Raw genomic sequence first — 25,973 nt, 5'->3', positions numbered from 1 at the left:
ATTTTCAAATTTTCAAATCAAAGTGCTACTTCCTTTTCGCTGCCGGCGGGTATTGGGCCTGTATTGGTAATTTCAACTTTCAGGGTTTTGGTATTTGATGCTGATGTTGCGGCGCCATCTGGTTTATCGTTCCAACCCATCGCCTTTAATGCAAAAATTGCCCCGGTAGGTTTTTCAAAGAGCTGTTGTTCATAAGCAGCCTCTATGCGTAGCCTGGCATATCCCAATCCCTGGCGATATCTTTTTTTTTGTTCGTAAGTTCTATAATCATCCATACTACAAAACCCTAAGAAAAGCGCCAGGCTGGAGCAAGTGGGTGCTTCCGGCTCCCGAATCCAGACTTTACGACTACTTGTTTTGGTTGTTGCTTTTAGTTCGCCTTTAATATGTATAAAATATGCATCTATTAACTGCACCAGCTGTGAGGCAGTTTTAAATTTTAAGGAAGTTTTCATGTTTATGCTTAAAATGCCGATTGGCATATAATAGGATCAAATGTAAGTAATATTTTTTGAATATGCTAATTTTATTGGTAAATAATTTAGTTCATTGGTTCATTAGTTTACTGGTTCATTTGTATCGGCATATCGGCGGCACGGATTTGGTTGGCATATTTAATGTAGATATACTACAAGTCTGATGAGAGAAATTTTATCTACCAGAAAAGGCCAATCACTCTATAAGCTATCAAACCAACAGATAAGACCAATGAACTAACAAACCGGTGGACCAATAAATTAAAAAAAAACTAAATTATTTTTGTTTAAAATAGAAAATATTTACATTTGTATATGAGCAAGTTAAATAAAGGGCAGGTGAAAGTAACAGGAGCGGCGCAGGCTCCCGTAAAGCCATATGTTTATGAAAGTACCGCAACATTTATGGTAAATGATTTGCTGGTGCCTTATGAAACTTACTTTAAATCGCCCATAGCTAAGCTTGGTGCCATCAAACAGGGCTTGCAGGCCGGCGCCCTTACAGACCTTTTGCGGGTTACCGGTGCTACCCAGGTTGATATTGCCAAATGGCTTGATATTACCGAGCCAACTTTGCGCAAACATATTCAAGGTTCGCGCGGGTTAAACCAGGGCTTAAGCGAACACATCATACAGCTTTTTGAACTTTTTGATAAAGGCCTGGATACTTTTGGCTCCCTCGATGAATTTAAAAGCTGGTTAAAACATTATAACCCCGGTGTTGATGCCGTCCCTTTTGATTTGCTTGATACCATCACCGGCATAAGCATCGTATTAACCCAACTTATTCGTATTGATTACGGCGTATTGGCGTAGGGGGGAAATTATTGATTTATTGAGTTAAACCTTTCTATTAAGACTATAACAACTTTTTATAAATCAGATCAATTCGGCAGTTCCCATAAAATCAGTAATTCAATAAATCAGTAATTCAATAATTAATTTGAAAGTTTACCGCATAAGCCAAACAAAATACGCTAATGACCGCAAAGGTTCGGGTATTGATGGGCGGTGGAACTCGCTTGGGCAATATGTTATTTATACGGGCGGCTCATTGGCCCTATCCTGCCTCGAAAAAGTGGTGCACAGCGTGGGTACGTCCCTGTACACCGGGAATTTTTCGGTGGTGATTATAGATATTCCTGATGATATAGCTATTACCGAAATAACAGTGAACCAGCTTTTAAAACTTGACGAAAACTGGCATAAGGTTATCAATTATCCCTATACTCAACAATTAGGCGATGTTTGGCTGCAAAAAATGGAAACCGCCGTATTAAAAGTACCTTCGGCCATTATTGATACCGAACACAATTATCTCCTTAATCCTGCCCATTCCGATTATGATAAAATAAAGATTATAAGTGTCAGCAAATTTACTTTCGACCCACGCTTAAAAGCATAACCCAGAGTTGTAATTAAACAAAATAGTAACTGGTAAATTGAATAATTATTTTATACTTGCAATTTTAGATAACCTTATATTAATTGCGTAGTTATAATGCCGGGCAAAAAAGTATTTGTTTTTAGTTTCGCTTTCATAATTTTACTATGCAGCTATGCTTCGCTCCATGCGCAGGATAAAAGGTATATTCCTATAGGTCGGTCTAAACTTAAAGATACCATTGTTGCTGCGCCTGCCGATACTGCTTATGAGAAAGATATTTTTGATGCTATATCATCTATCTTTTCTAAAACAGAGCCTAAAAAAACAGTCGATTCCATAACCACCAAGCCTGTAATATCCATTTTACCGGCGTTTGGCTATACTTTACAAACAGATTTGGCGGCTACTATCTCCGGTAATATAGCGTTCCGTACCGGACCTAAGGCGCGTATTTCAACCATAACTGTAAATCCGGCATACACCCAAAAAAAGCAGGTGATCATTCCCTTGCAGGCTAACATTTACACCAAAGATAACCAGTATACCTTTATCAGCGATATCCGGTTTTTTAAATATCCCCAAAGTAGTTTTGGTTTGGGTAGCCGCTCTGATATTAAAAACGAAAACCCGCTGGTTTACTCATTTTTTAGGTTCAATGAAACTGTACTGAAGCAGGTTGGCGGTGATTTTTTTGCAGGCCTGGGCTATATTTTTGACGACCGCTGGAACATGTACGAAAAGGGTCAATTAAATGGCCAGCAATCTGATTATGAAAGATACGGGCCGGTAACACGTGCTATATCCACGGGTTTTACCCTGAATGCATTGTTTGATAGTCGTAATAATAGCATTAACCCATCCCGCGGATTTTATTCATCTGTACAGTACCGCGATAATTTAACTTTTTTAGGAAGTACCACACCCTGGAGCTCGCTAATTATTGACGTGAGGAAGTATTTTAAACTGCCGGGAAACTCTGATAATGTAATTGCCTTTTGGTCATACAATTGGTTGGTATTGAATGGCCGACCGGCTTATCTTGATTTGCCCGCTACCGGGCACGATCCCAGTTTTACTACCGGTAGGGGATATATTCAGGGACGATTCAGAGGAGCCCAAATGGTTTACTTAGAAAGCGAGTATCGCTTTAAGCTAACACGGAATGGTTTATTAGGTGGCGTTGTATTTTTAAACGGACAATCTTTTTCGGCGGCCCCGGGCACTCGTTTACAAACTATACAGCCTGGCTTTGGTCCGGGATTGCGCATTAAACTTAATAAAGTATCAAAAACCAATATCGCTATTGATTATGGCTTTGGTAGGGAAGGTTCAAAAGGCCTGTTTATCAATGTTGGGGAGATATTTTAAAAGCTAACAGTATTTGCATCATACTTCATTTTAGTTGGTGGCATGCGCTAAGCCTGGTGTTGTTGTAACAAAGCATCTATCAATAATATCTTAATATTATTTCTTAAATAACCGAAAGCAATCATATTTCTCCTCAGTTTATCAGCTTTACGTTAAAAAGCGTTAATTTATTTATTAAATTTATTGTATTGATAAACTTTTAAGCTTTTTATTATTAGCTTTAACCATCAATTTACCTATGAACAGCAGTCGGTTTACTAAATGGTTCATTTTATTTACTTTCATCATTTCGGCGGCGGTTTCGTCATGCCAAAAAGATGATAGCGTGAAGGCTATTGAAACCACTAAGCCTACCGCGGATACTACCTCGCTCAATATTATTAATACGCCGGGCAATTTTTTAGCCGGTAAAGGCTCTTTATCGATAACTATCGAAGATTCTACCTATACTTTCGACGCTGCCAGGGATTCTATAGCATTTATTAACGTGCATAATGGCGGTGATAAATATTATGGTATTACTGCCATAAACAAAGCCCATACCATGAGTTTTGGAATTAGTTCAGAAGGTTTTGCAACAGCTAAGGTTAATAGTAAGGTAGCCGGTGGCCAATTTCTTTTTACGCTGGGTGAAAGAAAACCTTTACTCCAATATACCTTAACCAAATTTGTAGGGAAGGATGATACCGGTAAAATAACCATAGACCAGTATAATAAAGATAATATGATAGCCAAGGGTACATTCTTTACTTTTTTGGCTAAAGATGATAAGGAAAACTCACCATTTTACCGCGTAGAGGGCAGTTTTGAGCTGCAGCTTAAATAACAAATGTTAGCATCTTTATTCTTAAGTGCAATAGCCCGTTTGTTGTATCAGGTTGCGTAATTGAAAGGTAAAAAAGCCGTTGCCTAAGCGCTATTTCCCAGCGGGTATACCCAAATGCCCTTAATTTTTAGTACCTTTATACAAATTTTAAAGACATTGATGAAAGTATTTATTGCAGGGCTTCCTTTAGAAGTAGATGAGGCCGAATTAACAGCTGTGTTTGGGGATTTTGGGCCGGTTAAATCGCTCAGGATCATTAAAGACCGCGAAACAAAAGAGAGTAAGGGTTTTGGGTTTGTGGAAATGGTGAACGATAACGAAGCGAAGGAAGCGATAAGGTGCATGAATGGCGCAAGTTATTACGGTCGCAGAATTACGGTAAATATTGCCGAAGATAAAGGTCCGGGTTTTAACGGCGGTGGTAACAACGGCGGTGGCAAAGGCGGTTTTAGACGTAACTAACAAATAAAAAAAATTATTCTTTTTGAATATGAGCCGGCATAGTCCGGCTTTTTTTATGTGCCAAAATTGAATTATCGCAATTTTCTGCTTAGGTATATAAATTGATTGCGATTAGATAACGACTACAACGTCAACTTGTGATATGGAGAGCAGAATAATTTTAAACAGCTTCTACCAATTCATTATCGTTTATTTTAAACTCGGCTAATAAATAATCAAGTTTGCTGTTGAGTTCGTTGAGTTGAATTTCACCTCTGCGGTAGTTCATCGTAAGGCGGGCCAGTTCATCATTAATGGGTACATATTGCCTGCTTTCGAGTGCTTTAATTTTGTACTCGGCTGTGGTGAGCATATAAAGATGTTGTACATCATCGGCGTACATATTGTTACTTACTTTATTAGCTTGTTGTTTGTTTAAAACAACTACAATGATAGCGGCAACAATAGCGGCAATTACAAGCGTCATTACAGGGTCCATCTTATTCTTTCTTCAGCGTTTATAATTCTTTTTGCGCAGTAGTGGGGGTGTTTACCGGCGTTGGTTTAAATAAATATATGGTATTATACGAGAATCTTTTTTGTATTGTTGGGAAAATGATAAAATGTTGATAACTATTAAGTAATGATGTGCTTATTAACAATTTATAGCTGATGAAAAGGGCTTTTTTATGAAATTTTGATTTTTGTAAGCGGGTTTTGGATGGAGTTTTCCTTGTAGTTAATATGTATTGTTTTGATGTATTATAGCAACGGTATTTTGGTTTACGCTTTGAGTTAACTGTATTTAAAAGGTGCAGATAAAAGATACCAGTACATTTTGAATGGGGATATTTTGGGAATAGACCGTGTTATTGACGACCGGGCTTAGCAAAAGAGCCGTGCTTTCTATGCGTATGTTTAGCTTGAATCTGCATTATTATCAAGTAAGTAAGTGCAACCAGCATTCCGTAAAAAGAAAAGTTTTGCAACGCGCTGCCAACGCTAAGCTGCTGTGTAAGGAAATGTAGAGCACTGGCTATCATTTGTTGCAAATATTTGATGTTGTAACAACTATTTTAATAAATGGTTTTAAAACTTTTAGGAATATTTACTGAGCTTAATGTTTATGTATCGCCTTTAATTTAAATAAATTGATAGTGTATTGGGGTTAAGAGCCATTCTTTATACCTTTAAGCAGGTATGCTAACAATGGGATTTAAATATAAAGAATAAATTATGATTCTCGAAGAATTTTTGAAACAAATAAAAAGAGAATCAATTGATATTGAGCACTTAAACAGGCGGAATTACTATAAGCACCTTGATCAGTTGTTTAAAATGATAGCGTACGATGGAGATCGCCTTAATAAGAAGCACAATTTGATGATTACGCCCTATCTGCAATATATCAACAAAACAATGCGTGACGATTTTAGGGATAATCTTAATACGGAAGATTTGCAGGAGCTTATTGAAAATCTGAAAACAGATCTTGACTGTATGATGTTTAAAATTGATCCGCCGAAGGAGTAGATTTCAGATGTGCAGATTTCAGATGTGCAAATGTGCAGATTTCGGATGTGCAAATATGTAGATTTCAAATGTGCAAATCTGTGGATTTTAGATGTGCGGATTTTAAATATACAAATGTGCAGCTTTTGGACCTGTAGATGGCGAAAAAGCAGATAAATAGAAAAGTTAATTTTTCAATCCTAAAATCATCTGCATATCTGCACATTTGAAATCTGCACATTCGCAGATCTGCACATCCGCTTAATGGTTATGTTTTTTGTGAATGTCCTTTACCAGGCAAAGCTTTTTAATATCGGCTATGTTGATAGGGAAGGGGGCATATTTAAGGCGGTTGCCAATCATTTCTGTTGTGTTATCGGAGTGTGCTATCACTTCATCGGCATTATCGCCGGCCAGCAGGCGTTTGTACATGCGGTAATCTCCCCATTCAATATAGTAAACCTCGCCGGGAAGGATCTTTTTATCATGGATCACTTTAAGGGCTACCCAGCAACCGTTCTCCAGGTAAGGGTACATGGAGTGCCCCCAAACGGGTAGTGCAAAGTCACAATCTTCTATCCCCGGAAAGTTCATGCGGCCCACTGGCTGCGAGTCGTTTATATCATTATATACCTCCACGCCCGATGCTGTGGCAATAATTTCATACATCGGAATACCTTCCTCTGCTTTTTTTGTTACAGTATTTTCTTGATTTTGTATGGATTTTCCGCCCCCGATAAAGTCCTTATATATCTCTTTAAAATTTCTGAGTTTTTCTGGATCGATATTTTGCCTGCTCTTTATTATTTCTGTGATGGAACTTGGCGAGTTAAAGCCTAAAACCTCCGCAAGCTGCGCATTGCCAGTAAATGCTTTTCCTTTTAATTGTGTGTAAAGTATAATAAACTCCAGGGTTTCGGGCCTGATGGTTTTTATCTTGCTGGGTTTTAGTTCGTTATCCATGATGAAAATAAATTAAAGATTATTCTTGATTTTAATAAAGATATTTCTTTATATTTGTTTCGTTGATTTATGCTAATGTACTACATTTTTTGATGAATCCAAATATAATCATCAAGAATATACAGAAGTTTAAATACAGAATTATTATCAATCTTTAAACTAACAACCATATGCACCTTGCGTACTCTGCTTTTCATCAAACATCAGGATCACATCAGTCTGCCGAATCATCTACCGAAGGCAGGACGGAAGCATCCGAGCCATTACTGCGTTACCAGGCATACCAGGCCGCTTGCCAAAAGTTAAGCCAGGAAATTATCGCCATCCAAAAATATATGCCCGGTTGGATGCCCGCCCTCAGGTAGCAGTTTACAGTAGGCAGTTTGCGGAAGGCAGTTTGCAGTGAGCAGCTGCTAAGACCAATGAACTAATGAACCAATAAACTAATGAACTAAAAATGAAAATTTCACAAAAATTAAAAGATCAGCTTTGGTGGATGATTATCTCGGTTGATTACGATTACAGCCGGATTTGTATTGCAGATCATGACCTTACCGACGAAACCCTTACCCTTTGGCTGGAGGATAAACAGGATTTTAAAAACTCGCTCGACGAATGCCTGCAGCTTGACATCAAAGCGCGCGACTTTGCCAAAATAATAAAAGGCGAAAACTTAAATAGTTATGAAGGAAGTAAGATGCATCCAACCAAAAACTTTGTTTACAAGGCGCGTATCGAAATAAATACGCCTATTAAATGGTACCAGGAAGATGCCTCAATAAATGAGCAGCAATGGGCGCGCGAAGCAACTTTAAAAGCCATCCTGACTCAATTGGTTGAAACCGAGGCCGCGGGGAATTATGAATAAAAGTTTTTCTTAGTTGTTATGTATGCCGAATAGCATTCGTTTCATATTTAAGATACATAGTCGTTTTTACTGAAAAAGGGGTAATCTTTAATGTTTACCTATATCATTAATGGTTTTCTGAAGCAGTGCGTTAAATTCTGTAGGCTTTTCAACCATAGGGAAATGGCCGGTGGCATGAATTACGAATAGTTGGTAGGGGATTCCCGCTTTTACAAAACCGGCTGTGTCATTAGGGAAGTAGTCGCTGTTAATCAGGTAAAGTTTTGTGTGGGCGGCTTTGAGTTTTGGCCCGGTTTTGAAACTGTTATCTTCCATACTGGCAATAGCTATAGTACTATCGGTACTGGCAACATCTTTTAAAATGCGCTTACGGATTAAGGTATCAGTAGTTTTATAAAACAAGTATTGCTCAAAAAAGCTGGTAGCTACCGTTTTAAAATTGCCTTTAAGCAAGGTGATGATCTTTGCAAATTCCGGATCTGGCTTAGCCGTGTCCTGGGCGGCACTATAATCTTTAAAGTTATCAATGCCTACTATCCCTATCACTTTATCGGGTACATCTAATTTAGCCTGTACCACAATGGCACCTGCCATGGAGTGCCCTATCAGGATTACGTTTTTTAGGTTGAGTTGAGTGATAACCGCGGCAACATCCTGCGCAAAATCATTAACCGTCCATGATGCGCGGTTTTTTCCCGATTGCCCGTAGCCAGGCAAGTCCATGGTAATTACGCGATAGCGTTTACCAAAGTAACTTACCTGGTTGGTAAAATAACTTTTATTAATGCACCATCCATGTACAAATAATAGCGTAGTATCACTTTTGCCGGTATCTGTGTAGGCAATGTTAACGCCCTTGTTTTGAACTTTTAGGGAGGCCGAAGCCGTTTGTTTTGAAGGATGCTTACAGGCCTGTAACAGGGCAGCGGTGGCTAAGCAGGCAAGGAGGATGCACAGGTTTTTCATTTGGGTAGCAGGTTTTATATAAATATCTGCTACCCAAACTATTTATGCAAGTGTTTAACGCTATTTAACTTTTACCTGTTGCTGTTCCTGCTCCAACTGCTCTATGAGTTCTTCAACTTCGCTTACAGCTTCTGCGGGTGTACTGGCATAGTTGAGTTTACGGAAACGCCATTGAGCGAAGGCGGGTTCCTGGAAACGGTTTATCAGCTTAAAAAACTTGGGGAAGTTATGTACTTCTTCCAATAAAACACCGGTAACTATGCCATTGTTATCCAATATTTCGCGAATGGTGTATTCCTTATCCCTGGTTATCCAAATCTCAAAATCGCGCCTGATCTCTTCACTCTTTTCGGGATCAATCTTATCGTTAATGCAAATTACCTTATCTCCTGGTTTCATAATTCTATAAGCATTTTAAACGGGTGTTTTGTTTTGCACCATTTTAACTCCATACAAAGTACCGCTTTTTAGCTTCAATTTAAAAGTATTGCATGTAAATTATATTGTGATACCGTTGATGCATAAGCTGATTAGGGGTGTAAGCCACCGGTATGTTTAAAACTTGTGCAACCTATAATTTAAACAATCCGTAATAGTCTGTATCATAACCCCCTATTATTAGCTATATGGACTCTTTTTATTTTTTTGCTATTCTTGGTTCTATTGTAGTGATACTTTTAATTTATTTTGACACTCAACAGCGTCGTAAAGTAAAAAAAACGTTGGCGCAAACCAACGATGTTGAGCCCCTGCTGATGATGCAAAGCATGAACAATAAGCTGGAGAAGTTAAATAATGCTATTAAAAAGGCAGGATCTTTACCTGAAATTGAAGCCCAGCTTCAAAAATCCACCACCGATTACAAATCGGGCAAAATCAATATGGATACTTATAACAGGCACCTCAACCAGCTTTTAAGCATGGCCGAAGAGCATCTTAAGCGCTCTTTGGTTCATTAGTTCACTTGTTCATTAGTCTGTTCTGGTGGATGCTTCATTAGCCTTTTTGGGTGGATTTAATTTGGACAGGTTTATAGTATATCCATATGATGATAAGCAAATCCGTGCGACCAATACGCAGATACTAATAAACTAATGAACCAGTGAACCAATAAAAGAATGAACAATTTGTTTATTATTGTAGCGCAATATGTCTGACGAAGCGATAATAAAACGGTTAAAAGTAATTGTGAAGGAGCATGGCGGCCAGCTTGGTTTGGCGGGTGCTATTGGGGTTGATCAGGGTTTTATAAGTAAAGTGATCAACAAAAAGCAGGATATCAGTTATTATCTTATCCGCAAGCTTTGTTTTCAGCTTAAATACTCGCCAGAGTGGCTGATCCTGGGCACAGGCGAAAAGCAGATCAACAAACCCGAATCGGCCAAACTGATTACCGAAATACAAATGATGCGTACCGAAGTAGATATTTTGCAAGCCCGCATGCGCGCCTACGAAATGGAACTAAAGGAGCTAAAAGAGCATTTAGGCGAAACCGGCGATAGGAAAGCAGGTTAGGACTTTTTTGGACTGGCGGACTTTGGGACTTTTAGATTATAGGACTTTTTGGACTTTTAGATTATAGGACTTTTTGGACTCTTGGACTTTTGGACTTTTAGATCATAAAACCGTAGAAAAACATATAAATGAAAGCGGTTGGGCTATTAAGCCCAACCGCTTTCATTTATTATTAGATTATTTTGTTTCAGCTATTAAATCCTATATTCCAAAAATCTAACAATCCTCCAGTCCTAAAGTCCCAAAAGTCCGCCAGTCCCAAAAGTCCGCCAGTCCCAAAATCACTTACAATATTTTGCTAAAATAGCGGGGGCTTCTTTTGAGCCATTATCTACCGCAGTTTTTATATCTGTGCAAGCCCCGGCTTTGTCGTTAAGCGCGAATTTGGCAAGACCGCGCTGTAAATAAGCCCTTGAGTTTTTAGGATTTAGTTTTATAGCCTGGTTGCAATCGGCTACAGCACCGGCGGCATCTTTTAAGTTCACTTTGGCGGCAGCGCGATCAATGTAAGTATCGGCGCTGGCGGGGTCGGCTTTAAGGGCAGCTGCAAAATCATCATTAACACCTTGCGCATCGTTAAGGTAGCTTTTGGCTATGCCGCTATGCGCTAATGCTTTTGCAAACGTTGGATTAAGGTAAACAGCATTATGATAGTCATCTGTAGCACCCGCGTAATCTTTTAAGGCCATTTTAACATCGCCCCTGAATAAAAATGTTTCGTCGTTTGAAAAGATAGAAACAGCTTTATCCAAATCTTTCATGGCTGCCTTGTAATTACCTTGTTTGTATTGCAGGTACCCGCGATTTTGGAAGGAAAGCGCCGACGCATCTGATGTTGAATCTATTTGAATTGCCTTGTTGTAATCTTCAAGCGCGCCTGGATAATCGCCAATGCTGGTTTCCATAATGCCTTGCTGTAAAAGTATAGCGGTGTTCTTTGGGTTTTTTAACAGGCCGGCATCATAATCTGTTATGGCACCTTTAATATCACCTGCCGCAGCTTTTGCTTCTCCCCGGTAAAGGTAGAAATTAGAATTAGCGGGATTTAGCGCTATAGCCGCTGTAAACAGCGCTACACCATTTGGCGTGTATTTATAAAAATTGTCAATTTTGCCAAGGCGGGTATATGCATCTTCGCGTTTGGGAGCTATCGATATTAATTTTTCAAAATCCTTTACCGCGCCGGCCTTGTCATTCATCTTATTTTTTTCAATGGCGCGGTTTAAATAAGCATAAGTATAGTTAGGATTTACCTGTATAGCTTTGGTATAATCGGCAATCGCGGCCGTCATATTACCTAAATCACGGTGTGTATCGCCACGTACCAGGTAAGCCTCATCACTTTTGCTGTTGATGGATATAGCGAGGGTCAGGTCGGCCATTACACCGCTGGTATCTTTCATGGCCAGTTTGGCCTTACTGCGGCTGATGTAGGCATTCAGGCTCCGGGGATCAAGCGATATGGCTGTATCGGCATCTAATTTGGCACCTTGCGCGTCTTTGGTAGATAACTTTGCATAAGCGCGACTTTGATAGGCTTCTGAAGTGCGGTTACCAAGGGATATGCCTTTGTTAAAATCGGCCATGGCACTTTCATAGTCTTTCATGTTGCTTTCTACAATACCCCTGTAAATGTATAGCTCCCCAGTCTTTGGGTGCTGGTTAATGGCATTGTTAAAATAGTCAAGCGCGCCTTTACTATCGCCCATATTACTTTCGGCGTTGGCCAGGTAAAGAAACAGGTTTTTAAGTTCGGGATTTATTGCGGCCGCTTTTTTATAATCCTCAATAGCACCCTTGTAATCCTGCTGATCGGCTTTATTGTTACCACGATAAAAATAAGCCTCGGCATTTTGAGGGTTTATGCTTAGGGTGGTGGTATAATCAAGTATAGCGCCCTGGTGGTCGCCCATGCTGGCTTTTGATCCGGCGCGGTATTGGTAAAGGGCATCTTTTTTCGGATTCAGCTTAATCGCTATGTTGTAGTCATCAACGGCCGCGGCATAATTCCCTTTGTTATTTTTAGCCAGGCCCCGGTATTCATAAATTTCGGCATTGTTGGGGGCGTATTGCAGGGCGATCGTAAAATCGGCAATGGCGCCGGTGTTATCATTAAGGTTTGATTTTGCGGTACCGCGATACAGAAACATTTCGCCGGTTTTTGGCCCCAAGGCAATTGCCCTGTTAAAATCATCAATAGCTGCCTGGTAATTTTGCACACTACTTTCGGCGTTAGCTTTATAGTAGTAAGCAGTTGTAAAATCGGGTTTTAGGGCAATAGTTTTGCCATAATCTTCAATTGCTGCTTTATAATCTTTAAGGTTACCATTTGCATTCGCGCGATAAAAATACGCGTCGCTGCTTTTATCGTTAAGTTCAATTGCCCGGTTGAAATTTTGAATAGCCCCTTTATAATCTTTTTCGTTAGCCCTTGCATTGCCATTTTGAATATAAGTGCCGGCTGTTTGGGCAAATGCAGAAACTGGTAACAGGAACAGGAATAAGATTTTTTTCATTTAGGAAATAGCGGTTGATTAAATATTAACACAAAAACCAACAATGCATACAGCAAAGGCCATACCACAAGGTAAAGTATTAAATTTAAGTTAAAACGCCTGCTCAAATAAACCGCGCAAAAAAAATTGGGGCATAAAAACCCCAAATACGCGCGCTATTTTACATGCGTACCAAACATCAGTTTAACGGTGATGATTGGTACCGCGTTTTTACGTATATAATGGCTCATTTGTTTTATCATTGGCAATTGAGATACGCCTTTTCATAAGCGCAATGCAGGCCGTGCAAATAAGTATGCAAAAAATAAGGCCAATTTCAATACCGATATGAATTAAAGGAATGCTACCGGGCGCTTTTGCTATTAAAACGCCGGCATCTGGCAGTAGTAATCCGAACAGGGGGAAGTAAAAAAACATCCTCAATATTATTAATTTCTCCATAATTATTAACATTTAGTATGATAATGCTAAGGTAGTGATTATTTTCTTGTGATTTAAGTAAAAGTAAAATATTAACTATAATACAAACCATCGTACTAATTGTTTGTGCTTTAGTTTACTTTTTTATTTTATTAATAATAGCTACTCCCAAAGGTTGTTTTTGGTTTGTGGCTACTGTTTTACAAAGAAGTGCTATTTAGGGCGGGGCGCCAAAGGAAAAAGGGAGGAGTTTTATTTGCCGCGCGGAGTAAATATGATAATGCAGGCTCCGGCAAGCGCTACTAAAGCACCAATAACATCATACTTATCGGGCTTGAAGCCATCAACACGCCAGGCCCATATTAAAGCCATCAATATGAAAATGCCGCCGTAAGCCGCGTAAACACGGCCAAAACCTGCAGATTGCCAGGTAGCTACAACACCATAAAGAGCCAGGATAACCGCGCCAACAATGCCAAACCACAAAGGTTTATCGCTTTTAAGCCATAACCAAATGAGGTAGCCGCCACCAATCTCGCACAAACCGGCAAGTATAAAAACAGCTAAAGAGCGTAGGATATTCATGCTGTAAAATACGTTTTTTGGCTGGGAAAGGTGTAGACTGTTATGAAATTGAAAATAATTTTTTAAATGAACGAGCGCTCGCTTATATTTGTACTATGCGACCACGCGACGAAAATAAAGAGCTGCTGATACGCCGCAAGGCTATTGAAATGATAGTAGAGCAAGGCCTTGATGGGTTTGGGGTTAATAAACTGGCCAAAGCCGCCGGGGTATCGCCGGCCACCATATACATATATTATAAGGATAAGGACGATTTAATTGTTCAATTGGGGATGGAGGTAGCCAGCCATATGATGGAGTATAGTTTTACCGATTTTACACCTGATATGGATTTTGCTGAGGGACTTAAAATTCAATGGCGCAACCGTATGAACTATTTTATAAAATTCCCCCTGGAGATGGAGTTTATTGAAATTATGCGCTATACCTTATATTACCAGCAAGTAAGTAAAATGCTTACTAAAAATTTTGGATCAATGTTGGGGCCTTTTGTACAGAACGCGGTTAACAAAAAACAACTATTGCCTTTACCGTTTGAAGTGTATTGGTCTGTAGCTTTTGCGCCGCTGTATCAGCTCATAAAGTTTCATCACCAGGGCCCTAATTATGTGAACAGCAATTTTACACTTGATGATAATATCATGGCGCAAACTTTACAATTGGTTTTAAAAGCCTTAAAGCCCTAAAAAAATTTAAACCATAAATAAACGAGCACTCATTTATATAATACCAAAATGAAATTAAACCATATAAACTTACCAGTAAGCGATGTGGTAGCAAGCAGCCGCTTTTTTGAAACGTATTTTAATTTCAAATGCATTGAAAATAAAGGCGATAACCTTATCTCGGTTTTAGAAGGCACTGATGGTTTCACGCTTGTGTTAATGGCTCCAAGTTTTAACCGCAAGGGTAATATTGTTTTTCCGGATGCTTTCCACATCGGTTTTTTTATGGATAGCCGGGCGGAGGTAACCGAAATTTATGACAGACTTTCGGCCGCGGGCTTAGCAAGCCAGCCGCCAGCCAGTATCAGGGGCGGTTATGGCTTTTACTTTAATGCCCCCGGTGATATCCTCACCGAAGTAACCACTTATAATTAAATCAAAAAAAACGAAGATATGATCATACCAGAATCTGCATATAAAAAACCACACAACGTAATGTTGGTTTTTGAGGAGAAAAAGGTTAACGATGGCGATGCCTGCGTAGCCGAGCGTGTTAATTATTATGAAAAACTGAAAAATGCCGGGAAAGTACTTCTAAGCGGAAGTTTTTGGAATAAGGCAAGTAATTTTATCATTGTTCATGTATCATCAGATATCGAACTGGAGCAAATTATTGATAATGATCCGGGCGTGCTGCAAAACAGTGTAGAACTAATAAGGGCCATGGCTTTTTAATAGGCAACCCGTTAAAACACGGTATTTACTACGGGTTAAAATACGGGGCGTTTTGGGCTTGTGTATGCCGCGGATACGCAATAATTTTGTACAACTATCCCAATGGAAACATTTGAATTAAAAGTTGAACAAAAAAACTACAAAGTGGTAAAAGCCGCGGAAGGCAACGCCACTTATAATGTTTTTAACCATTCTTCATTTCACACTATAGTGAAAATTAATCCCGGCTACTGGGAAGTGATTGAGCACCGCTTTGGCAACCATCTTATTCCTGTGCAACAGATAGGGCAGAGTATCGAAGAATATTTGGATTTGTAGTTAACTATTACGAATTATTAATTGTTCTCTCTTCATCGATTTATGTATGTTTTAACTTTATTGAAATGCTTTTTTTCTTTTTGGATAAAAATTTTGGATTTTATTCCTAAAAGTTTTAAATTGCAGAAGCAAATAATTAAGAATGGAAGAATTACTGATTTTTAGAATTTTTGCCGCTTTCCCGCTATTTGGATTGTTGTTGCCAGATCTTTCGTCATTGCTGGTAGCTCCGTACAGGCAAATTCCGTTTACTCACATCTACATCGAACTTTTTTTAATGCTTAGTATACTCATTTGTACAGCAGGTATTTGGTACGGACAAAGGCAGCAAAAAGATGATAGTAACAATGTGAAACTCAGTTTAGAATAATAATACTTTTTAAGAAGTCTCTCAATACACTACGTTTTTCCCCCAACCTATATACCTATATTTAATACCCCTATGCCTGGTCTTTTTTGAAAGTCAGGCATTTTTATTGCCGGTAGGTTGCGTAAAAACCGCAAATTAAAAGCAGTAAATACCGCATGCCTTTTGGGTAGTATCACTGCCGTTCAAACTATTTTACCGCTGTACATTTGACCAATAGGTTATGTAATCAGGGACAATAACTTAGTAGCAGCCGTTTACAGTAATGTAACGGCTGTTTTTTGTTTTTGGGGGGGATTAGAATGATTAAGGGTGATTTCACCGATTTTAACTTACGTTGATACACTCGTTTTTATTTGTCTTAATTCTTGACTCTAATCTCTTGAATCTTTTCCTGCCCCTACATTACCACTCAACACCAGATCATCTGTTTGCTTCTGTGAAAAATGATTTAGTTTTAGAGCATAATCATAAACCGATTAAATTATGAACATCCGGATTTTTAGAATTGCTGTTATCGCGGTTGCGTTTTTTATTACCTGTTTTTGCTTTTATACCGCTAAAGCCCAGGGCGGCAAACCATTTAAAGTAATAGCTTTTTATACTGGCCGAAACGATAAAGCGCACATCAGCTTTATGCACGAGGCTAATAAACGCTTCCCCGAGATGGGCAAAAAATACAATTTTACTTATGACTCCACCAGTAACTGGAGCAATATGAACCCAGCATTTTTGGCTAAATACCAGGTAGTGTTATTTTTAGATACCCGCCCCGATGATCCAGCCCAACGCGCGGCTTTTGAGCAATATATGAAAAATGGTGGCGCGTGGATAGGTTTCCATTTCTCTGCCTTCGCGCTCACCCCTTCAGATTATCCTCAAAACTGGGATTGGTATCATAACGAGTTTCTGGGTTCCGGGCAATACGTAAGCAATACCTGGCATCCAACATCGGCTATATTACATGTAGAAGATGCCAAACACCCCATTACTAAAGGATTGTCCACAACCTTCAAAACCCAACCTAATGAGTGGTATCGCTGGGAGCATGACTTACGCAAAAATCCGGATATCGATATTTTGTTGGCAGTTGATTCAAGCAGTTTTCCGTTGGGTAATGGTCCCAAACAGCATGAGATCTGGCATAGCGGATACTACCCTGTAGTATGGACAAACAAAAAATACCGGATGGTTTACTTCAATATGGGGCATAATGATATGGATTATGACGGTGGTACCAATCGTACCTTATCATCCACCTTTGGTAGCGATATCCAGAATCAATTGTTTATTAACGCCTTGCTTTGGTTAGGAAGAGGGAAGTAGTTTTTGCCCGATAAGTTAACTTACGAAGTTTCCGAAACTTCGTAAGTTTTTAGGCGACTGGTATGTCAGGTGGGGCACTTTTGTTACCTTGCAACCTACAAAAGCCATCTGCTTCATGAAAAAACTAAAACTGCTGCACCGCCACATTCTTGCCTTAGAGGACAAGGAAAATCTTGAACTTACCGAAATGCTTTGGCAGTTAATCTGCTACTCGCCAAAAATGCCGGTAAGGTTGCAGCAACAGCAGTTACTGGATGAGGCAGCAAAATTTACGCTTGAGGTTGATGATCCCGATTTTGCCAAATCAACCCTAAAATTCAATGGCTTTATTTGGGGCGATGGTAGTAAAAAGGTATTGATTACCCACGGATGGGGTTCAAAGGCTATTGATTTTGATGAGGTAATTACTGGCCTTAAAACTTTAAATGATGTGCAGATCATAGCGTTCGACGCGCCCGGTAATGCCAGTTCGGAGGGCGAGTTATCTAACCTGCTTTTGTTTGCAAAAGGGGTTAAGGCGGTTATCAATACTTATGGTACTCCCGATGTAATGATTGGTCATTCATTGGGCGCTATGGCTAATGTTATCGCTATCAATGAAACAGGTATTAAACCTGAATTGCAAATTAGCATAGCGCCACTTATCCGACTTAAAGAAAACTTCATTGCCACCATGGATGCCGCCGAAGTACCCGCATCGGCACAAAATAAATTCTTTGAAGCTTTTGAGGAACTTTTTAAACTAAAAGCAGCTGACTTTAACCTGGTAGATCTATACAAATCTGATGCAGCTATCCAGCATTGGCTGGCATTTGACAGGGAAGACAAAATTTCGCCATACTCATTTTTACAGGAGTTTTTGAGTAAATACCCATCAATCGAAACAAAAGAATACGCCGGCCTTGGGCACGAAAGAATAATTAAGGACGCGGTGGTTGTTGGCGATATTGTGAGGTTGGTAAGTGAGATGTAATGACGATAAGCCAAACTTACGAAGTTTTTTAAACTTCGTAAGTTTTTGAACAACCGATGGTTATATGAATGCTCCTATATTTACAGCTATCTTGATTCTTGACTCTTAACTCTTGATTCTTCTTTCACGCCCGAATAATACTTCAGTTCAATTAAATCATGTGGCATGGTTTTACTATTCCAGGCCTGATGAATGGCTAAAGCGGTGCCCACCGCGGTAGCTTGAGCCATAGATGCCGCGAAAACTTCTAATTGCGGAAAAGCCAACGCCAACAAGTGCATGAACACGCTGTTTTTACTAAAGCCACCATCAACAAAAATGCGCTGCACTTTACAGCCTTCCAATACATAATTTGTAGATATGGTTTGCTGGTGCACAATATCTATCATCAGTTGGTGATAAGCTTCTATGTCGTTACTGAAACTATTCAGGTCGCGCTGTTCAAATGCCGATTTCTGGAGTTCGCCATCCTGCTTTTGGCTGTGCAAGGTGGTTTGTTCATTTAGTTTGGCTGTCAATACAGGATCATAGCTGACCGTTCGGTACTTGATCACATCCTGGTTAAAATGGGCCGCGATGCGTTTTACCTGTTGCTCGTACTCATAGCCGGTAAACAGGCGCGATGCTTTAACCGGGCTGCCTTTGTATTGCAGGTAATTAAGGCAATCGTTTTTCAATTCATCGGCCGTAAGTGGCGTTTGGTTAAACGCATTTAGGCTGATAGACCACGTACCGGTGGAGATTAACACAAAAGGCATATGAAAGCTCACCAGGTAGGGGATAAGCGCTGCCGAACTATCATGAAGCCCCACACCCACACAAAAGGTAGTGCCCGGAAAAACAGAGGTTAGCACGCTATCCGCAGCTTTTAAGGGGGCCATCTTAGCGAGTATGCCTTCATCGGCCAACCATTGGTGATAATCATTTTTGCTAAAATCCCAAAGGGCGGTATGGCAGCCTATGCTGGTTAAATCGGTTACCATTTGGCCGCTTAACAGGTAGCTCATGTATTGCGGCAGGTGTAAGGCATATTTAAGTTTTTTAAATACCTCGGGCTGCTGATACTTAAGCCGGTAAACCTGCAGCCCCGAATTTAAATTACCCAAAACCGGCGAAGCGGTTTCACGCGCGAATTTGGCCTCATCGCCGTAGGCATCATAAAACTGCTTGCCCAATTCTGGTGGATAGGGTTTAAGATAATTGTAAAGTGGGGTTAGCGGCGTGCCATCTTCATCAACATAAACAAAACTTGCGCCGTAGGTTGAAAAGTTAACCGCTTTTAAATCAAACTCCTTATGCTTAAATATTTCGCGTAATGAATCAAATACCGATAAGCGCAGGCTATCCAGGTTTTCGCAGGCGTCGCCATCTTCGTCATGGGTTTCCAGGAAGCGGGCGGTTCGTTCAAAAACTATCTTGTAGTTTTCGTCGAACAGGAACAGCTTCTTGTTGGTTTTGCCTATATCAAAAACAGCTATAACAGGTATTTGCGCCATATTATAATCCGGTTGATACCGCTTTTGCTCCGCGCTCTTTAATTAACTGGTTACGTACAGCTTGTGCCCTGTATACAGCAAGCGGATCTAAAGCACCGCCTGCTCTCAATCGTGCTTCGGCTAATAAAGGCCTCACATCAGTGCGGTAGGCATGTTGTAAAATTTCCTGGGCAAGTACAACGTCGTTATCCTGCTGCGCTTGTTTTAATGCTGCCGTATCAACTAATAGCGCTTGCGCATAAGCTATTTTTATGGCCTCAACAGATTGGATCAAATCTTCAATAGGGTCTTTAATGTTGTGCGATGCATCAATCATCCAGCCAATGCCCGTAGCGTGGTTCATGCCGCGGGCATCCATACCTTCAACCAATTCATTAAATATCAGGAACAGTTGATATGGATTGATGCTGCCTACGGTTAAATCGTCATCGCCATATTTAGAATCGTTGAAATGGAAACCAGCCAGTTTACCTTCCATCAGCAGTAGAGAAACTATTTGCTCAATATTGGCTCCCTGTAGATGGTGACCTAAATCAACCAATGTTTGCGCTTTGTCACCTAATTTAGACGATAGCAGGTATGATTGCCCCCAATCGCCAATGGTGGTTGAATAAAAGTTAGGCTCATATGGTTTATACTCAACCCAAACTTTCCAATCGGCAGGCAGAGCCTCGTAAATTTCCTGTAAGCTTTCCAGCGTACGCTCAAACGCGCCACGCATATTTAACTGACCCGGGAAATTTGATCCGTCGGACAACCAAACCGATAATGCTTTTGAATCCAGCTCTACGCCGTATTTTATTACTTCAATGTTGTGGGCAATAGCCTGCTTACGCACCGCTTTATCCACATGGTGTAACGATCCAAATTTATAACTTAACTCCTGAGCAGCCTGGTCCTGGAAGGTGTTTGAGTTAACAGCATCAAAGTGCAAACCTAAAGCCGTGGCATGTGCTTTAATAACATCAGCATTTTTGGGAATATCCCATGGGATGTGTAAGGATATAGAATTACTACTGCGGTTTAAAGCGTGGATTAAACCTACATCATCAATTTTCTCTTCTAAACTCCGTGGCTCGCCACCGCCAGAAAACCTGCCAAAACGCGTGCCGCCGGTACCCAAAGCCCAGCTTGGTATGGCTATATTAAAATCGCCTATTTTTTTCAGGATGGTATCCAGTCCGCTGATATCCTCTGCCACAAAATCAAACCTGCGCTGGTGCGCGGGGTATTGTTTGTGGTTAGCTTCTTCGATTATGCTCTTCTCTAATTGCATGTTTATCGGTTTATAATATAGTATAAATTCATAGTGTCATCCCGAACTTGTTTCGGGCCCCCACGTGCTAAGTAACCACCCGTGGCGTACACTTGTCCTTTGGGATGCCGAAACAAGTTCGGCATGACTGCTTATCATATTTGCTAATCCAGACTTACGAAGTTTCAAAAACTTCGTAAGTCTCCTTCTCTTTTGGGTCCTTTATCTTTTGTCCCCAAGTCCTTACTCCAAAAAATTACCTCACAAAAGCCATGGCCACCCCGCCATCAACATTCAACACGTTGCCGGTTGATTTGTTGAGCAGGCCGCCAGTGAAGGCGAAGCAGGCGTTGGCAATATCTGCCGGTAAAATAACCTCGTTTAATAAAGTGCGTTTGGCGTAGTAGGCAGGTAACTCAGCTACGGTAATGCCATAAGCTTTGGCCCGGCCTTCGGCCCAGCCGCCTGCCCATATATTACTGTCGCTGATTACGGCATCGGGGTTAACCACGTTTACCCGAATGTGATCGGCACCCAATTCGGCAGCATTTAAACGGCTCAGGTGTAATTGAGCTGCCTTTGCCGATCCATAACCAGCATTGTTTGGGCCGCTTACCAAGGCGTTTTTGCTTACTATGTTGATGATATCGCCACCAATGGCCTGCTTTTTCATGATAGTAACAGCCGCCTGGGTAATAAAGAACTGGCCTTTTACCAATACATCATATAACAGGTCCCAATCCTTTTCGGTATGGTCGCCAATTGATTTGGAGATAGAAAGGCCGGCATTGTTAATTACAATATCTACTCCGCCAAAAGCAAGGGCCGCTGTATCTAATGCTGCGCCAATCTGCTCGCTGTTGGTAACGTCAAGTACCGCTGTAGCATACGAGTCTTTACCATATAAATTTTTAAACTCTTCTCCTGCACCATCCAGGCGTTCAACGTTCATGTCGTTAAGAATCACTACCGCGCCCTCGTCAACAAACTTTTTAGCGATGGCTTTGCCAATACCACCCGCGCTGCCGGTGATTAAAGCTATTTTGCCCGATAATGCCTTTGGCTTAGGCATGCGTTGTAATTTAGCTTCTTCAAGCAACCAGTACTCAATATCAAATGCTTCCTGGCGAGGTAAGGATGTATATTCAGATATCGCTTCTGCACCTTTCATCACATTGATGGCATTGGTGTAAAACTCGGCTGCAACACGGGCGGTTTGTTTATCTTTTGAAAAAGAGAATAAACCCACACCCGGATATAAAATGATTACCGGGTTGGTATCGCGTATGGCCGGGCTGTTATCGTGTTTGCAGGTGTTATAATAGTCGGTATACATTTGACGGTAAGCTTCAAATGCAGGTGTTAAGCGTTCCTGTAAAGCTTTTACATCGCTTAAATCTTCACCAGGTTGCAAATCTAACACCAGCGGACTAATCTTAGTTCTCAAAAAGTGATCGGGACAACTGGTTCCTAATGGTGCCAAACGACTAAGACCATTAGAGTTGATAAATTCCAACACACGGGCATCATCAGTAAAATGCCCAATCATATGCCTTTCACTTGAGCAAAAACCACGCAATATAGGTGCAATGGCAGCCGCTTGTTTTTTGCGACCGCTTTCATCCAGACTTTCAATTTTTTGCCCGCCAAAAACAGGGGCTTTTTTGCCGTAGTTTTCTTCTAAGTATTCGGCACATTTTTCAATTACCTCTAAAGTATTGATATAGCTTTCGTAAGCAGTATCGCCCCAGGTAAATAAACCGTGCGAACCTAACATAATGCCACGGATGCCCGGATTTTCATCTAAACATTGTTTTAGCTGTAAGCCTAATTCAAAACCGGGTTTTTTCCACTCAACCCAGCCTATGGTGCCGCCAAACAGTTCCTGGGTTATCTTTTTACCGTCTTTTGCTGCCGCGATGGCAATTGCCGCATCGGGATGCAGGTGATCAATGTGTTTAAATGGAAGAAAACCGTGAAGCGGGGTATCTATCGATGGTGCTTTTGAGGCCAGGTCATAAATGCAGTGATTAAACAGTTCAACCATTTCATCCTCGTAGGCCACGCCACGGTAAACGTTTTTAAGGCTACGCAGGCGGTCAACATAAAGGGCTGCCAGTCCGCTTTTTTTCAGTGTACCAATATCGCCGCCCGATCCTTTGATCCACATTACCTCAACTTCGGTACCGGTAAGCGGGTCTTTGCTCATTACTTTGCAAGAGGTATTCCCACCACCGTAGTTGGTTAGCCTAAGATCGGCACCTAATAAATTTGATCGGTATATTAATAATGCAACTTCATCGCCCGCGAGTTCGGCCGCTTTTGCATCATCCCACAGGTAGCTAACGTGCTTAAATTGTAACATATTTTTAATTAGTGAATTATCGAATTATAGAATTAATTATTGAATTATCGAATTATTGAGTTATAGAATTAATTACTGAATTATTGAGTTATTGAATTGTTGAGATTTATTAATCGTAAGTCCAAATCAATAATTCAGTCAATCAATAATTCAGTAATTATTTCAAAGAGTTTCCGTAGCCTACCACCAGTACCGATAGTACAATAACGGCTATACCGGCTATTACTGTTGTAAATGCTTTTTTACTTACGCCTTTCCATTCTTTTAGTACCAGGCCCCATGTGTTAGCTATTAATATGATAAATGCCATGTGTAAAATCCATGAACTGGCACCGTTGCCCATTTTACTTTCGCCCATGCCGTAAAAAAAGAACTGTAAAAACCAGGTTGTGCCGGCCAATGCTGCAAACAGATAGTTTTTAAGTAGCGGTGTTTTTTTATCGGTATAGTTGCTAAACGTTTTATTGCGGGCGTTTAACACCATGCACCAGATAAAATTGGTGGTTAAGCCACCCCACAGTATAATAATATAAGTAACATTGTTTTGATACAAAAAGTTACCCTGCCCGGGATGCGCGGCCTGCCAAATTTGATTGGCTGTATCGGCCATTGATTTACCGGCCTCAATGCCAAAGTTGAAACAGGCACTTAATATGCCCGATACTACGGCTACCAGGATACCCAGTCCAAATTTGTAATCTGTATTTTCCTGTGCTATGGTTTTATCAGTTGCCAGTTCTTTTTCCTTGAGCATGCCTGCTCTGCCGCATATAATTATGCCGGCAACACATAGTAATAAACCTAATAATACAAATTGCCCCCATTGGTTATGCAGCATCAAACTAAAAGTATCTTTCCCAGTTTTTGGAAAAAAATCATAATAAACAGAGGGAATCAAAGCTCCAAATACAGAGCATAATCCCAGTATAATGGTGCTGCCCAACGATACGCCCAGGTACCGTACCCCCAGACCATAGGTAAGCCCCCCTATACCCCAAAGTAAGCCCATCAAATACGTCCACCCGATTACCGATAAACTGGTATGACTAATAATATCTGCAAAGCCCGGAATAGTTAACCATGCTGCCAGCGGCGGTACAATAAACCATGAAAAAATGCCACCTACTATCCAGTAGCTTTCCCAGGCCCAGCCCTTAATTTTTTTGTAGGGGATGTAAAAGCTCCCCGAGGCAAAGCCGCCGATGAAATGGAAAAACACTCCAAAAATTACTTGCATACTCTTAATTGGTTTATATTGGTAAAGCTAATTTATGAGATATAAATTAAGGAACTATCCTTGTCTGTCGGGAATTGTCAGGTGCGGGGGCGGGTTGCGAGGTGTGGGTTATTTTTTGTAGAGACGCAATATTTTGCGTTTCTCTATATATGACGGTTATGTCGATACGAAATATAAATCTTATTTGTAGACATCGGATTTGCTCCGGCGAAGTAAAATATTGATAATTATATATTCGTCAGGCGTATAGTTCAAGTCGGCCGGACAAAAAAAGCTATAATTCGATACCGTGTTTTTTCATATAACTACAGAAAGATGTAAATAGCTTTTTACACTCATTATAGTTGTTTTTTTGAGCTATTAAAACTATTGCTCTATTATTTATTCCATCATATCTTGATATTTTTGAATACCTCAATAAATCTTCGTAATTGTTCCATGCCCATGTTGGGAAAGGGGTAACCTGTTTACCTTTTCTTGAATTTAATGAGGTAGCAATATCTTGATGGGTGTCGCCTATTTTAACGCCTCGTTTTTTAGCTAAACACTTCAACATATGAATTGAAGTGTAATAAATAACGGTTACTTTCCAATCAAAATAATCATCTGGAAATGAATGCTCAATAGAAGTTAAGAAAGCTTCGTTATGCTTAGCTTGGTTATAAAAGTCGTTCATTAAAAGGATTAGGTCAATTCAATTCCAGCTTTTCGCCTATATCTTGCAATGTCTTCGCGGCTTCAGGTAAAAAGCTAAAATGAATGGGTAACATGTTGCTAATATCCAAAGCATCGTATTGTCTCAAAAATTCAAAAATAGAATTTCTATTTTTTGTATTGTCTTTTTTAAGTATAACATAATATTCTAAAAACCCATTTTTTGAATGAAAAACAGAGTCTAAAATAATACTATTAGTTTTAAAAAAGCTCTCTACAATAAATTTTAAAACGTTCTTCAAGTTATCTGATGAACTTATCAGAGTTTGTCCATATCCCTGTAAAGGGTTAGATACCATCACATCTATATATTGAGCAAGTTGCGTATAAGCCCCTACCGAAGCCATTTCATGACTATGGTTTGCGTCTTGCTCGATAATTTTAAGAAACTGCATAATTTGTGCAGAATTATCCTTGGCAGGTGACTGAGGGTTGTTTAATACTGTTGACATTTTGGTGTACCTTACGGTATATTTACGTTTACACGGTGTAAAATGTTATTTATTAACAAGTTAAATTATATCGACCTTATACATCAATATGCAAACTTAGTTTAATAAATATTTTTTGTAATCAACTATTATCAAGGGACTAAACAGTGAGATACGCTGCACGTTCAATTTTGATTAAGTCAGTTATCGAAGCGATAAATATTTTGAATTTACACGGCTCCGCAGAT

The 25,973-nt window shown here is 40.0% G+C and carries 30 protein-coding genes; 17 read left to right on the top strand and 13 right to left on the bottom strand.

Annotated elements, in window-relative coordinates; translation table 11 throughout:
* Positions 1-17: 17 nt before the first annotated feature.
* Positions 18-455, bottom strand: coding sequence for a terminase small subunit (locus QWZ17_RS17970; RefSeq protein ID WP_290306674.1), 438 nt, complete (start codon positions 453-455; stop codon positions 18-20).
* 336 nt (positions 456-791) lie between these two features.
* On the opposite strand from QWZ17_RS17970, the gene QWZ17_RS17965 reads away from it, so the two are divergent.
* The 5 genes from QWZ17_RS17965 (at position 792) to QWZ17_RS17945 (ending at position 4,519) form a co-directional block, all read left to right on the top strand.
* Complete coding sequence (locus QWZ17_RS17965; protein WP_290306673.1) at positions 792-1,292, top strand: Xre family toxin-antitoxin system antitoxin; 501 nt, start codon at positions 792-794, stop codon at positions 1,290-1,292.
* Between the two features lie 127 nt (positions 1,293-1,419).
* A complete protein-coding gene (locus QWZ17_RS17960) occupies positions 1,420-1,881 on the top strand; it encodes an RES family NAD+ phosphorylase (protein ID WP_290306672.1) in 462 nt (153 codons plus the stop codon).
* Positions 1,882-1,977: 96 nt separating this feature from the next.
* Positions 1,978-3,231 carry a BamA/TamA family outer membrane protein gene (locus tag QWZ17_RS17955; protein ID WP_290306671.1) on the top strand — a complete coding sequence of 418 codons (1,254 nt, stop codon included), beginning with the start codon at positions 1,978-1,980 and terminating at the stop codon, positions 3,229-3,231.
* 238 nt (positions 3,232-3,469) lie between these two features.
* Positions 3,470-4,057 carry a hypothetical protein gene (locus QWZ17_RS17950; RefSeq protein WP_290306670.1) on the top strand — a complete coding sequence of 196 codons (588 nt, stop codon included), beginning with the start codon at positions 3,470-3,472 and terminating at the stop codon, positions 4,055-4,057.
* A gap of 159 nt (positions 4,058-4,216) precedes the next feature.
* Positions 4,217-4,519, top strand: a complete 303-nt coding sequence (locus QWZ17_RS17945) for an RNA recognition motif domain-containing protein (RefSeq protein ID WP_259095585.1) — start codon at positions 4,217-4,219, stop codon at positions 4,517-4,519.
* A gap of 160 nt (positions 4,520-4,679) precedes the next feature.
* Here QWZ17_RS17945 and QWZ17_RS17940 read toward each other — a convergent pair whose 3' ends face one another.
* A complete protein-coding gene (locus QWZ17_RS17940) occupies positions 4,680-4,997 on the bottom strand; it encodes a hypothetical protein (RefSeq protein WP_290306669.1) in 318 nt (105 codons plus the stop codon).
* A 737-nt stretch (positions 4,998-5,734) separates the two neighbouring features.
* Here QWZ17_RS17940 and QWZ17_RS17935 point away from each other — a divergent pair.
* Positions 5,735-6,031: a hypothetical protein gene (locus tag QWZ17_RS17935; RefSeq protein ID WP_290306668.1), complete on the top strand. Its 297-nt coding sequence runs from the start codon at positions 5,735-5,737 to the stop codon at positions 6,029-6,031.
* 240 nt (positions 6,032-6,271) lie between these two features.
* On the opposite strand, the gene QWZ17_RS17930 is transcribed toward QWZ17_RS17935, so the two are convergent.
* Positions 6,272-6,973 carry a S24 family peptidase gene (locus tag QWZ17_RS17930; RefSeq protein ID WP_290306667.1) on the bottom strand — a complete coding sequence of 234 codons (702 nt, stop codon included), beginning with the start codon at positions 6,971-6,973 and terminating at the stop codon, positions 6,272-6,274.
* A 170-nt stretch (positions 6,974-7,143) separates the two neighbouring features.
* Between QWZ17_RS17930 and QWZ17_RS17925 the strand changes: the two genes are divergently transcribed.
* Positions 7,144-7,338, top strand: a complete 195-nt coding sequence (locus QWZ17_RS17925) for a hypothetical protein (RefSeq protein WP_290306666.1) — start codon at positions 7,144-7,146, stop codon at positions 7,336-7,338.
* Positions 7,339-7,430: 92 nt separating this feature from the next.
* Positions 7,431-7,841, top strand: coding sequence for a hypothetical protein (locus QWZ17_RS17920; RefSeq protein ID WP_290306665.1), 411 nt, complete (start codon positions 7,431-7,433; stop codon positions 7,839-7,841).
* A gap of 87 nt (positions 7,842-7,928) precedes the next feature.
* Here QWZ17_RS17920 and QWZ17_RS17915 read toward each other — a convergent pair whose 3' ends face one another.
* Both QWZ17_RS17915 and QWZ17_RS17910 read right to left on the bottom strand, forming a co-directional pair.
* The gene (locus QWZ17_RS17915) at positions 7,929-8,807 is read right to left on the bottom strand and encodes an alpha/beta fold hydrolase (RefSeq protein ID WP_290306664.1); all 879 of its coding nucleotides are present in this window, start codon (positions 8,805-8,807) and stop codon (positions 7,929-7,931) included.
* Between the two features lie 60 nt (positions 8,808-8,867).
* Positions 8,868-9,206 (bottom strand): hypothetical protein, encoded by a 339-nt coding sequence (locus QWZ17_RS17910; protein ID WP_290306663.1) that lies wholly within the window; start codon positions 9,204-9,206, stop codon positions 8,868-8,870.
* Between the two features lie 227 nt (positions 9,207-9,433).
* Here QWZ17_RS17910 and QWZ17_RS17905 point away from each other — a divergent pair, with 227 nt between their 5' ends.
* Both QWZ17_RS17905 and QWZ17_RS17900 read left to right on the top strand, forming a co-directional pair.
* Positions 9,434-9,766, top strand: coding sequence for a hypothetical protein (locus QWZ17_RS17905; protein WP_290306662.1), 333 nt, complete (start codon positions 9,434-9,436; stop codon positions 9,764-9,766).
* A gap of 190 nt (positions 9,767-9,956) precedes the next feature.
* Positions 9,957-10,322, top strand: a complete 366-nt coding sequence (locus QWZ17_RS17900; protein WP_290306661.1) for a helix-turn-helix domain-containing protein — start codon at positions 9,957-9,959, stop codon at positions 10,320-10,322.
* A 281-nt stretch (positions 10,323-10,603) separates the two neighbouring features.
* Here QWZ17_RS17900 and QWZ17_RS17895 read toward each other — a convergent pair whose 3' ends face one another.
* Together QWZ17_RS17895 and QWZ17_RS17890 are read right to left on the bottom strand one after the other, a co-directional pair.
* Positions 10,604-12,838, bottom strand: a complete 2,235-nt coding sequence (locus QWZ17_RS17895) for a tetratricopeptide repeat protein (protein WP_290306660.1) — start codon at positions 12,836-12,838, stop codon at positions 10,604-10,606.
* 672 nt (positions 12,839-13,510) lie between these two features.
* The gene (locus tag QWZ17_RS17890) at positions 13,511-13,843 is read right to left on the bottom strand and encodes a YnfA family protein (RefSeq protein WP_290306659.1); all 333 of its coding nucleotides are present in this window, start codon (positions 13,841-13,843) and stop codon (positions 13,511-13,513) included.
* Positions 13,844-13,938: 95 nt separating this feature from the next.
* On the opposite strand from QWZ17_RS17890, the gene QWZ17_RS17885 reads away from it, so the two are divergent.
* From QWZ17_RS17885 to QWZ17_RS17855, 7 genes are all read left to right on the top strand, one after another.
* Positions 13,939-14,529: a TetR/AcrR family transcriptional regulator gene (locus QWZ17_RS17885; protein WP_290306658.1), complete on the top strand. Its 591-nt coding sequence runs from the start codon at positions 13,939-13,941 to the stop codon at positions 14,527-14,529.
* Between the two features lie 48 nt (positions 14,530-14,577).
* A complete protein-coding gene (locus QWZ17_RS17880; RefSeq protein WP_290306657.1) occupies positions 14,578-14,943 on the top strand; it encodes a VOC family protein in 366 nt (121 codons plus the stop codon).
* 18 nt (positions 14,944-14,961) lie between these two features.
* Positions 14,962-15,243 carry a YciI family protein gene (locus tag QWZ17_RS17875; protein WP_290306656.1) on the top strand — a complete coding sequence of 94 codons (282 nt, stop codon included), beginning with the start codon at positions 14,962-14,964 and terminating at the stop codon, positions 15,241-15,243.
* 102 nt (positions 15,244-15,345) lie between these two features.
* The gene (locus QWZ17_RS17870) at positions 15,346-15,561 is read left to right on the top strand and encodes a hypothetical protein (RefSeq protein WP_290306655.1); all 216 of its coding nucleotides are present in this window, start codon (positions 15,346-15,348) and stop codon (positions 15,559-15,561) included.
* 142 nt (positions 15,562-15,703) lie between these two features.
* A complete protein-coding gene (locus tag QWZ17_RS17865; protein WP_290306654.1) occupies positions 15,704-15,931 on the top strand; it encodes a hypothetical protein in 228 nt (75 codons plus the stop codon).
* Between the two features lie 483 nt (positions 15,932-16,414).
* Positions 16,415-17,254 carry a ThuA domain-containing protein gene (locus QWZ17_RS17860; RefSeq protein WP_290306653.1) on the top strand — a complete coding sequence of 280 codons (840 nt, stop codon included), beginning with the start codon at positions 16,415-16,417 and terminating at the stop codon, positions 17,252-17,254.
* A gap of 115 nt (positions 17,255-17,369) precedes the next feature.
* Positions 17,370-18,227, top strand: a complete 858-nt coding sequence (locus tag QWZ17_RS17855; protein ID WP_290306652.1) for an alpha/beta fold hydrolase — start codon at positions 17,370-17,372, stop codon at positions 18,225-18,227.
* Between the two features lie 86 nt (positions 18,228-18,313).
* Here QWZ17_RS17855 and QWZ17_RS17850 read toward each other — a convergent pair whose 3' ends face one another.
* The 6 genes from QWZ17_RS17850 to QWZ17_RS17825 form a co-directional block, all read right to left on the bottom strand.
* A complete protein-coding gene (locus tag QWZ17_RS17850) occupies positions 18,314-19,723 on the bottom strand; it encodes an FGGY-family carbohydrate kinase (RefSeq protein ID WP_290306651.1) in 1,410 nt (469 codons plus the stop codon).
* Position 19,724: 1 nt separating this feature from the next.
* On the bottom strand, positions 19,725-20,999 hold the full coding sequence (locus tag QWZ17_RS17845; RefSeq protein ID WP_290306650.1) for a sugar isomerase: 1,275 nt from the start codon (positions 20,997-20,999) through the stop codon (positions 19,725-19,727).
* A gap of 235 nt (positions 21,000-21,234) precedes the next feature.
* Complete coding sequence (locus QWZ17_RS17840) at positions 21,235-23,343, bottom strand: bifunctional aldolase/short-chain dehydrogenase (protein ID WP_290306649.1); 2,109 nt, start codon at positions 23,341-23,343, stop codon at positions 21,235-21,237.
* 157 nt (positions 23,344-23,500) lie between these two features.
* Positions 23,501-24,580 carry an L-rhamnose/proton symporter RhaT gene (gene rhaT, locus QWZ17_RS17835; protein WP_290306648.1) on the bottom strand — a complete coding sequence of 360 codons (1,080 nt, stop codon included), beginning with the start codon at positions 24,578-24,580 and terminating at the stop codon, positions 23,501-23,503.
* A 274-nt stretch (positions 24,581-24,854) separates the two neighbouring features.
* On the bottom strand, positions 24,855-25,256 hold the full coding sequence (locus tag QWZ17_RS17830; RefSeq protein ID WP_290306647.1) for a hypothetical protein: 402 nt from the start codon (positions 25,254-25,256) through the stop codon (positions 24,855-24,857).
* Between the two features lie 13 nt (positions 25,257-25,269).
* A complete protein-coding gene (locus QWZ17_RS17825; RefSeq protein ID WP_290306646.1) occupies positions 25,270-25,746 on the bottom strand; it encodes a hypothetical protein in 477 nt (158 codons plus the stop codon).
* Between the last annotated feature and the right edge of the window lie 227 nt (positions 25,747-25,973).

This window comes from Mucilaginibacter flavus (assembly GCF_030409315.1).
Taxonomy (GTDB): domain Bacteria; phylum Bacteroidota; class Bacteroidia; order Sphingobacteriales; family Sphingobacteriaceae; genus Mucilaginibacter; species Mucilaginibacter flavus.
This window is presented reverse-complemented; position numbering and strand designations above follow the sequence as displayed.